Source organism: Monashia sp. HAY1-5C (assembly GCF_056755255.1).
Window position 1 is genome coordinate 1 of sequence record NZ_JBPGXG010000454.1, and the last position, 260, is coordinate 260.

The window sequence follows — 260 nt, forward strand, 5'->3', positions numbered from 1 at the left end:
CCGGTGGAACTGATCGCCTGCAATCTCGATCAGGGCCAGCCGAACTTCCCGAAGCATGTCCTGCCGGACTATTTGACGAAGATCGGCGTCGCGCATCGCATCGAATATCGCGACACCTATTCCATCGTGAAGGAAAAGGTGCCGGAGGGTGCGACCTATTGTTCGCTCTGTTCGCGCCTGCGCCGCGGCAATCTCTATCGCATCGCGCGCGAAGAGGGCTGCGATGCGCTGGTGCTCGGCCATCACCGCGAGGATATTCT

Annotated in this window: 1 protein-coding gene; it reads left to right on the forward strand. The window is 60.0% G+C overall.

The features are described from left to right. Positions 1-260: hypothetical protein (locus tag ACR9ZK_RS22405; protein ID WP_481344134.1), on the forward strand; the 260-nt coding region annotated here is incomplete at both ends.